Below are 8,997 nucleotides of genomic sequence, written 5' to 3'. Positions count from 1 at the left end.
TTCCTGCTCCTATTCTCTCAGACCCGCTCACGGAAGTCTCGGGACTACAGCCCGCGTGCTGGCCCCTCGCGGCGCGGGTCGTGTTCGAAGCGGTCGCGGAGCTGCTGCGCTCGCTCTGCTGACGGTCGCTGACTCATGGGACAACGCCGACCGCGAAGCGGAAGGCGTTCTGCAAGTAGTCGCCGTCCGCATTCCCGAACGGGCGAGCTGCACGCACGATCGCTGCATCCTGAGCGGTACTTCTCATAGCGCTGTCGCCCAGCAGCACGCCGCGGATCAGAGTCTCATCGTCGGGGGACTCGCCAGTTGACGGGGGTCAGGCCAGAAGCGATCACGGTGATGCCCGCGTTGACCAAGAGCCGTTCTAAGCCGCCCTCACAGCGGTAGTCCTCATCAACCGTCTTGCTCGGGCCGATGAGCGCCGCTTCCACGGTCTCAATGTCGTTGTGACGTGACTCGGCCCAGTTTGCAATGCCGATCCGTCCTCCAGGGAGAAGCACCCGGGCCGCCTCGTACCTCCGGGCGATCGACATGACGCTTCCGCCATGCGCCCGACCCGTGTGAGTCGCGTCTGGCGGACCGATCCCGACGTCAACGGGCCGAAGCCCGAGGGCCGGGTGCGCGGCATCATCGAGGTGCTCCTCGGCACCGCTCTGCGCGTCGGCGAGTGCCTCGCGCTTCCCGTGCGCGATGGCGACGGCGCGGGGCACGGCACGCGAGCGTCTACGCTGGAAGACCCGAGGGGGGTGCACTTCTTGCGTGCGCGCCCGCATCTGTCCAAGGAGAATCACATGTCACGCAAACTCAGCACTCCCGCCTTGCTTGGGGCGATCACACTCGCTCTCGTCGGACTCACCGGCTGCGGCTCGGCCACCACAGGGCAGGAGGCACCGGAAGGTGCCCCAGCGAACTCCACCCAGAGCGTCGACGAGGCCTGTCGGATCGCGAACGCCGAGATGAGGGCCATCATGCGGGAGTTCTCCGGGTCGGTCGCTCAGATGAACGCCGCGGTGCAGTCGGGCGACACGTCGGGTGTGGAAGAGCTGATCGAGTCCTTCTCGGAGAAGGTCGATACGGTCTCCGCTCAGGTGACGAACCCCGAGGTTGCGGACGCCTTCGGCGGCTTCTCGACGGCGTGGTACAACTTCGCGGATACCTACGACGAGCTGCTGACGGTGGTCGCCGATCAAGACCTCGACGCTCTGCTCAAGGTGAACGGCGAGATCGCTGACGCGACCGATGCGTTGAACGACGCGGGCACCGCGATGGGCGAATACTGCAACTGATGGACAGCTGATCCGTCGAGAGCGGTCGCGTGCGCGGGATTCGAGTCCCCACTGCGCGACCGCTTGGCTGTCCCACTGGCAGATGGGGTCTTGAGCGGATCGTCAGTCAGCAGGAGCTTTGGTATCAGCGGCAGCGCTGCCTGTGGTGGACGCGCGTCGCACGCAGCACTGCTCGACCACGTGCGCTGGACAGCCGCATATAGTTGGCCGGATGCGATCATGCCGGAGGTGTCAATGCTGATCATGGTCACCTACGAGCCCGAACCGGGTCCCGAGGTCGACGCGTCGGTGCTGGGGTTCTTACTGCACAAGCATCCTGGCAAGGTGCAGACCTTCTCTGCACCGGTGGGCGACATCCATGTGTTCTATCCCGAGGCCACGCCCGACAGATGCACGGTCGCCGTTCTGGTCGAGGTCGATCCGATCGGTCTTGTGCGCAACAAGCGATTCCGCGGCGACGCCGGGGCTCTGGATCACTACGTCAACGACCGGCCGTTCGTGGCTTCGAGCATGCTGGCGGTCGCGATCGGCACCGTGCTCCGTACGGCCATGACGGGGCGCAGCGATACCTATCCCCACCTTGCCGCGGCTCCGCTGCCGCTGCGGATCGAGATCCCGGTCGTGTCGACCCGCGGGGGCGAAGACGATCTCGTGCGCCGGCTTTTCGCGCCCTGCGGCTGGACGGTGGCGGAGAATCGGCTCCCGCTCGACCCTGAGTTCCCAGAGTGGGGCGACTCCCGATACAGCTCGGTCGTCCTCGTCGGAAGCATCCGGCTCGCCGAGGCGCTTCGTCAGCTCTACGTGCTGCTCCCCGTCCTCGATGACGCAAAGCACTACTGGGTCGGAGACGATGAGGTAGCGAAGCTCGAACGCGCGGGCGAGGGCTGGCTGGCGCAGCATCCGGAACGCGATCTGATCACGCGTCGATATCTGCTGCATCAGCGCTCGTTGCTCGCGCCCGCGCCGGAGGCCGACAACGCATCGGCCGAGACCCCGCTTCGTGTCCACCGCGCCGAGGCCGTCTTGACCGCTCTGCATGACTCAGGCGCTCGACGCGTCGTCGACATGGGGTGCGGCCCGGGTGCGCTGCTCGCCCGTCTCGCGAAGGATCGCTCGTTCACGAAGATCGTCGGGGTGGACGTCTCGGCTCGCTCGCTGGAGATCGCGGCGCGTGTGCTCCGGCTGGATGCGGCATCCGACACCGAGCGTGAGCGCGTCGTGCTCCTCCACGGGTCGATCGTCTATCGCGACGACCGCATCGCGGGATACGACGCGATGGTGCTGATGGAGGTCATCGAGCACGTCGACCCCTCCCGCCTCAGCGCGCTCGAGGACGCCGTGTTCGGCCACGCCCAACCCGCATCGGTGATCGTCACCACCCCGAACGCGGAATACAACGCGTTGTATCCGGCCCTGGCCGCGGGCGGGTTCCGCCACAGTGACCACCGGTTCGAGTGGACGCGCGCGCAATTCCGCAGCTGGGCCGACGGCGTCGCTGAGCGTCACGGTTACGTCGTCGAGTACCGATCCGTCAGCGGCGAGGATGCCGCCTTCGGCGCCCCGACTCAGCTCGCACTCTTCCGGACTGAGGCTGCCGCATGACCGCCCTCGACATCCCCGAACTGTCACTGGTCGTTCTCATGGGTGCTTCTGGCTCCGGCAAATCCACCTTCGCGCGTCAGCACTTCGGCCCTTACGAGACCCTCTCGAGCGATGCATTTCGTGGCCTCGTCTCGAACGACGAATCGGACCAGTCCTCGACCGCAGCCGCCTTCGACGCCCTGCAGTACGTTGCGAGCAAGCGGCTGGAAGCCGGCCTCCTCACTGTGATCGATGCCACGAGTGTGCAGCCCGACGCGCGTCGCCGCCTGGTGGAGCTCGCGAGGGCCCATGACGTGCTGCCCGTCGCGATCGTCTTCGACCTACCCGAGTCGGTGAGCGTGGCGCGCAACGCGGCGCGCACCGACCGGGATATCCCCGCCGGAGTCGTGAAGCGGCAGAGTGACCAGCTCCGACGGAGCATGCGGCACCTGACGAAGGAGGGTTTCCGGAAAGTCCATGTGCTGCGGACGCTCGACGATGTCGCGGCTGCGAGCATCACGCGGACCAGGCTTCTCAACGACCGCAGCGACGAATATGGGCCCTTCGATGCCATCGGAGACGTTCACGGCTGCCGTGCCGAGCTCGAGGCGCTGCTCGCTCGACTCGGTTACGAGATCACACGCGACGATCAGGGTCGGCCGAACGATGCGCGTCACCCTGAAGGTCGTCGCGCGATCTTCCTTGGCGACCTCGTCGATCGTGGCCCCGACGTCGTCGGCGTGCTGCGCCTCGCCATGGGGATGGTCGGTTCAGGCAACGCTCTCGCGATCCCCGGTAACCACGAGGCGAAGCTGGTCCGGGCGCTACGGGGCGCAAAGGTGACGGTGTCCCACGGTCTGGAGGAGACACTCGCCCAACTCGCGGGTGAGTCGGCGGAGTTTCGCGAGCAGGTCGCGGCGTTCTGCTATGACCTCGTGTCCCACCTCGTCCTCGACGACGGAAAGCTCGTCGTCGCACATGCGGGGCTCAAGCAGCAGTACCACGGCCGCGCCTCCGGGCGGGTGCGCGCATTTGCCCTCTATGGCGAGACGACCGGGGAGAGCGATGAGTTCGGCCTGCCGATCAGGTACCCGTGGGCGCAGGACTACCGCGGGAAGGCCGTCGTGCTCTACGGGCATACGCCAGTTCCCACAGTCGAGTGGATCAACAACACAGCCTGCCTCGACACAGGCTGCGTATTCGGCGGAGCGCTCTCGGCGATGCGGTACCCCGAGCGCGAAGTGGTTTCGGTGCCGGCCGAGCGGGTCTGGTGCGAGCCGGTCCGCCCGCTCGGCAGTGTGGCGCCGGTGCGCGCCGACGGGGTGCTCGATCTCTCCGACGTTCAGGGAAAGCTCATCATCGAGACGAGCCTTCACGGGCGGGTGGGCATCAAGGAGGCGCAGTCCGCCGGAGGACTCGAGACGATGAGCCGGTGGGCTGCCGACCCTCGGTGGCTGATCTATCTGCCGCCGACGATGTCGCCGCCGCAGGCGTCCGAGCGTGAGCGGTACCTGGAGCATCCCGACGAGGCTTTCGCATACTTCCGCGGGCAGGGCGTCACAGAGCTGATCTGCGAAGAGAAGCACATGGGTTCGCGGGCCATGGTGCTGCTTGTCCGCGATCCAGCCCGCTTCGGAGCTTCCGACAACTGGCGGGGGGCGATCCTCAGCCGCACGGGCAGGCCCTTCTTTGAACCCGAGGCCGAAGCTCGGATGCTCGATGCGCTCGACAAGGCAGTCGCATGGGCGGGCGTGTGGGATGAGATCGGCGGCGACTGGGTTCTCCTTGACGGGGAGATGCTGCCGTGGTCGATCAAGACGGGCGACCTCATCCGGAGTCACTACGCGTCGGTCGGCGCTGCCGGTGTGACGGCGACAGCCGCGGCGACGTCCGTCCTCTCGCGGGCCGCGGCGTCGGGACTCGATGTCGGTTCGCTTGCGAGGCGCGCCCGCGCGAGGGCAGACAACGTCGAGCGATTCCGCGGCGTGTACCGGCGTTACGTCGGAGATCCGGGGGAGGCGCGGTTCGCGCCGTTCCAAGTGCTCGCGTCGGGTAACGCGACGTTCGAATCACGTGACCATGGCTGGCATTTGGCGATCGCCGACCGCCTCGTTTCGGCAGATCCGAAGGTGCTGACGCCGACGGGACGTCTGCGTGTTGATCTCGGCGACCCTGTCTCGGTCGACGCGTCTGTTGCCTGGTGGGAGCGCCTCACCGAGGCGGGAGGTGAGGGGATGGTCGTCAAGCCCTTTGCGAACCTCACCCGCAGCGGCAAAGGTCTCGTGCAGCCGGGGATCAAGGTGCGCGGTCGAGAGTACCTGCGCCTCATCTACGGACCGGACTACACCGACACGGGGAGTCTCACACGGCTGCGGGACCGAGACACCGGGCACAAACGGTCTCTCGCCGCGCGCGAGTACGCGTTGGGAATCGAGGCGCTGCGTCGCTTCACTGCGGGGGAGCCGTTGTGGCGCGTGCACGAAGCGGTGTTCGGCGTGCTCGCCCTCGAATCAGAACCGATCGATCCGCGGCTGTAGCTTCTCGGGTGCGCTGAGCAACCCGGTGGATCGGGATGGGGCCGGTGCCGTCGACCGCATCGCCGGCACGCGTCTTCTGGGAAGCCGGGGCTGCTCGTGCGGAGCGTCGAGAACACACGCCACCCGCTGAGGAAGCCGTCGCGTGGGCAGCTTCGCGTTTGTGGTTGCGATACCGTCGGTCTATGCGCTCGCTTCCTCCGTCGCTGGACGCGCAGGTCGTCGCTGAGATCGATCGTCGATTGAGGGCGGTTGAAGACGATCACCAGGTCCGCATCCCCTGGGCGATCGAGAGCGGCAGCCGAGCATGGGGATTTCCTTCGCCGGACAGCGACTACGACTGCAGGTTCCTCTTCGTTCGTCGCCGTGATCACTACGTGACGCTCTGGCCGCGGCGGGATGTGATCGAGACACCGCTCGACAAGGTCTTCGATGTGAACGGGTGGGACCTGGCCAAGACCGTCCGACTGATCGCGAAGGGCAACGCGACCGCGATCGAGTGGTTGCGTTCACCGATCATCTATACGGGCGACCCGGTTTTTCGCGATGCGCTCGTCGCGCTCACAGACCAGATCGCCGAGCGCAGCGCCATCGGGCGTCACTACCTCCACGTCTGCATTCGGCAGCGGACGGGCATGGTGACGCTCAAGCGGTTCTTCTACGCGTTGCGGCCCGCCGCAGCGTTGAGGTGGCTCGAAGTGCATCCGACGAGCACGGTTCCGCCGATGGACTTGCCCACCCTGCTGGAGGAGGGCGACGTGGACGCGGACACGCGCGCTGCGGCGGACGAACTCATCGCGCTGAAGTCGCGCACCAGGGAACTCGGCACGCAAAGCCCACCGAGCATCCTCGAACGATTCGTGGCACGCGAACTCGATCACGCCGAGCACTTCGAATCGATGCCACCGACCGGCGACCAGGCGCGAAACCGGGCTCTCGCAGACGAGTTCTTCAGGTCACAGCTGGCCTGATGCTTGATTCGCGTCGCAGTGCGCGGGCCGGCTTACGGTGTCGGCAGCACTTCCAGGTGTTCCCGGATGCGGCCGGTGATCGCAAGCAGTCGACGACAATGCGCGGCGGCCCCGTGTGGCGAGCGCTGCTGGGTGCCAGGTCGCCTTGCCAGAACGACCTTGCAGCAGAAGTGGCGTAGCGGCAATTGGGAGGAGGATTCGTAGAGTCAGACGCATGAGTGAGAATGTGGAGAGTGCACCGTTGCAGGCGACCCCGTGGCGAGTCCGATGCTGCGCAACCTGCCGACTTCGCGGATCGAGGCGGCGATCGACCGCCGCCAGTTCGCGGTCATCCGAGCCGGCCGCTGAGGTCGTCGCACTCCCACACACCCGCTTCGTCGACGACGGTGAGTCGAGCCCAACCGCGCGGATGGCCGAAATCAGCCGTGTGCCACTCTCGACCGCGCAGACCCGGGTCGTCCCCGCCCGCCGCAAAGGACTGCTCCCGCCCGGCCGCCGAGGACGGGCCGGGTAGTCGGATGGTTACCAACGTCCACCAACGCCGGTACGCGGCGGCGTCGGCCGATGTCGCCGCGCTGGTTCTGACACTGGCGAGCACGGATGACCAACTAAGGCTGCGCACACACTCGAACACTGCTCGCCGAGAGCTCCGTACCGGCGCAGTTGCGGGGTTCGCCTCCTGCGCCGGATGGCCGAGAGAATCAGGCGCATCGGTGTCAGGCGACGTGAGCATCCGCGAACCTGAACGGATCGCGTGCTACCTCTTGTCCGCCCGTGCAAGGGCGGGCGGGGGCGCGGGCCGGTAGCGGAGCGCCGTCGCGCCTGAGCGGAAGTCGTGGCGGTCGACGAGTTCGAGCCGCACCCGCTCTCGCAGCCCGGCCAGCAGGGTCGGCCCGTGTCCGGCGAGTACGGGATGCACGACGAACTCGTATTCATCGATCAGCCCCTTATCGGCCAGCGCCAGTGGGAGGGTCACCCCGCCGACCGATATGCGCTCGCCTGGTTCCTCCTTTAGCCGTCGGACGGCTTGTTCCACGTCTCCGCGCACCAGTTCGGCATTCCAATCGACCTCGTCCAGAGTGCTGGAGACGACATACTTCGGTGTCCGATCGATGGCCTCGGCGAACGGGATCTCCCACCCGTCGAGCCAGTCGGGCCACGTGCCCGTCGGTGGCTTGCGCCACGCCGACTCCATCATCTGGTAGGTCACGCGGCCGTATAACAGTGCATCGGCTCCCTCCATCCGGGCGGTCCAGAACCGCATCAGCTCCTCGTCCGGCGCGACGCCTGCTTCGGGATGACAGCAACCGTCGAGCGTGACATTGATCGAGTATCGAAGTGCTCTCATGGTGATGCTCTCCGTAGGGTTCCGTGTGGGTGGTCTCCCGGTCACCGTGCCCGCTGAGTGCAATCTACCTCGCGGATGCGCCTCGCGACCTGCTCGGCGGGGGCTGTCGGGGGGCGGCACCGGGGGTTATGCTCACGCCATGGCTCAGCTCGTTCTCACGGTGGTCGGCGCCGACCACGCTGGGCTCGTTCGTTCCCTGGCCGCGTGCATCGCTGAACACGGCGGCAACTGGGAACGCAGCGAGCTCGCCGAACTCGCCGGCACCTTCGCCGGTATCGTCCTGGTGAGCGTCCCCGACGAGGGTGCCGAAGCCCTGGGCGCGGCGCTGGCCGGACTCGACGAGACCCTTCGTGTCACGACCCACCCGGGATCGTCGGCGACCCCGGTCTCGGTTCCCCGGCGCCGTTTCACCGTGCTCGGTAACGACCGTCCCGGGATCGTCCGCGACGTGACGACCGCCGTCAGCGCTCACGCGCTCTCGATCGACCGATTCCGCAGCCGCACCGTGGATGCCGCGATGTCCGGCGGCACGCTCTTCGAGGCCACTGTCGACGTGCGCATCCCCGACGCCGCCGCCTCCGACGCCCTGACCGCGGCACTGGAAGGTCTCGCCGGCGAGATCCAGGTGGATGTCGCGATCGCCTGACGTGTCGGACCGTGCGGCTCGGCTGCTCACCGCGCGGTGAGGCATCGCCCTCACGGCACGAAACTCGCGAGTTTCCCCCGGTCGGTCTTCTCCGCCGACGTGATCCAGCGGGTCGCGTACGCGAGCACCGACACCGATCGGTAAGCTGTGCGGCTGAACCATTGGCATTTTCAACGAAACGGAACCACATGCACCGCACCCGCACCATGACGCTGCTCACCATCGGAGCACTGAGCGTGGCTGCCCTGACCGGATGCTCGGGGGAACAGTCCGTCGCCGATGCATGCTCGAGTTCGAACACCGTCGTCGAGAGCACGCTCAATGAAGCGTCGACCACGCTTCAGACCGAACTTTCCGCAGCTAACTACAATACGGTTGAATTAGGGGACGATTTGGACGGCTGTGATGCCGGCGGCGGTGGGTTGGGGCCAGTTGCGGTGGCGGGCGCGTTTGACGTGCCATCGGGTGTATTTGCGTTTGACGACGCGGGGGTTGGAGCGGGGCTTGCGTTTGGGTAGCAGCCTGCGGGTGAGTTCGTTGATCGCGTGGTGCCAGAGCCGTGCGAAGACGTTCTCGCGGTCAGGGTGCTGAGGGGGGAAAGGCGCCTTGCTGGGCGATGGAGCGGCGGGAG

At 66.8% G+C, this 8,997-nt stretch carries 8 protein-coding genes; 6 read left to right on the top strand and 2 right to left on the bottom strand.

What is annotated here, in order from left to right; all coding sequences use genetic code 11:
• Window positions 1-284: 284 nt before the first annotated feature.
• Entirely contained in the window at window positions 285-533 is a 249-nt protein-coding gene (locus tag ACK5KK_RS01830) for a hypothetical protein (protein WP_416888385.1), read from the bottom strand.
• A 12-nt stretch (window positions 534-545) separates the two neighbouring features.
• Here ACK5KK_RS01830 and ACK5KK_RS01825 point away from each other — a divergent pair, with 12 nt between their 5' ends.
• The 4 genes from ACK5KK_RS01825 to ACK5KK_RS01810 all read left to right on the top strand — a co-directional run bounded on the left by ACK5KK_RS01825 (window position 546) and on the right by ACK5KK_RS01810 (window position 6,372).
• Window positions 546-1,286 (top strand): hypothetical protein, encoded by a 741-nt coding sequence (locus tag ACK5KK_RS01825; protein WP_416888384.1) that lies wholly within the window; start codon window positions 546-548, stop codon window positions 1,284-1,286.
• Window positions 1,287-1,520: 234 nt separating this feature from the next.
• Window positions 1,521-2,888, top strand: coding sequence for a 3' terminal RNA ribose 2'-O-methyltransferase Hen1 (locus ACK5KK_RS01820; protein WP_416888386.1), 1,368 nt, complete (start codon window positions 1,521-1,523; stop codon window positions 2,886-2,888).
• Window positions 2,885-5,404: a polynucleotide kinase-phosphatase gene (locus tag ACK5KK_RS01815; RefSeq protein ID WP_416888383.1), complete on the top strand. Its 2,520-nt coding sequence runs from the start codon at window positions 2,885-2,887 to the stop codon at window positions 5,402-5,404. Before ACK5KK_RS01820 ends, ACK5KK_RS01815 begins: the two co-directional genes overlap by 4 nt.
• A 182-nt stretch (window positions 5,405-5,586) precedes the next feature.
• On the top strand, window positions 5,587-6,372 hold the full coding sequence (locus ACK5KK_RS01810; RefSeq protein ID WP_416888382.1) for a DNA polymerase beta superfamily protein: 786 nt from the start codon (window positions 5,587-5,589) through the stop codon (window positions 6,370-6,372).
• 757 nt (window positions 6,373-7,129) lie between these two features.
• Here the strand turns inward: ACK5KK_RS01810 and ACK5KK_RS01805 are convergent.
• On the bottom strand, window positions 7,130-7,720 hold the full coding sequence (locus ACK5KK_RS01805; RefSeq protein ID WP_416888381.1) for a dihydrofolate reductase family protein: 591 nt from the start codon (window positions 7,718-7,720) through the stop codon (window positions 7,130-7,132).
• 139 nt (window positions 7,721-7,859) lie between these two features.
• On the opposite strand from ACK5KK_RS01805, the gene ACK5KK_RS01800 reads away from it, so the two are divergent.
• Both ACK5KK_RS01800 and ACK5KK_RS01795 read left to right on the top strand, forming a co-directional pair.
• Window positions 7,860-8,366, top strand: a complete 507-nt coding sequence (locus ACK5KK_RS01800; RefSeq protein ID WP_416888380.1) for a glycine cleavage system protein R — start codon at window positions 7,860-7,862, stop codon at window positions 8,364-8,366.
• 188 nt (window positions 8,367-8,554) lie between these two features.
• Window positions 8,555-8,884, top strand: a complete 330-nt coding sequence (locus ACK5KK_RS01795) for a hypothetical protein (RefSeq protein WP_416888379.1) — start codon at window positions 8,555-8,557, stop codon at window positions 8,882-8,884.
• Window positions 8,885-8,997: the final 113 nt, after the last annotated feature.

Origin of the sequence: Microbacterium sp. (assembly GCF_047972865.1) — a bacterium.
Taxonomy (GTDB): Bacteria; Actinomycetota; Actinomycetes; order Actinomycetales; family Microbacteriaceae; genus Microbacterium.
Note: the sequence above shows the minus strand (reverse complement) of the source record. Positions and strands in the feature narration are given on the sequence as shown.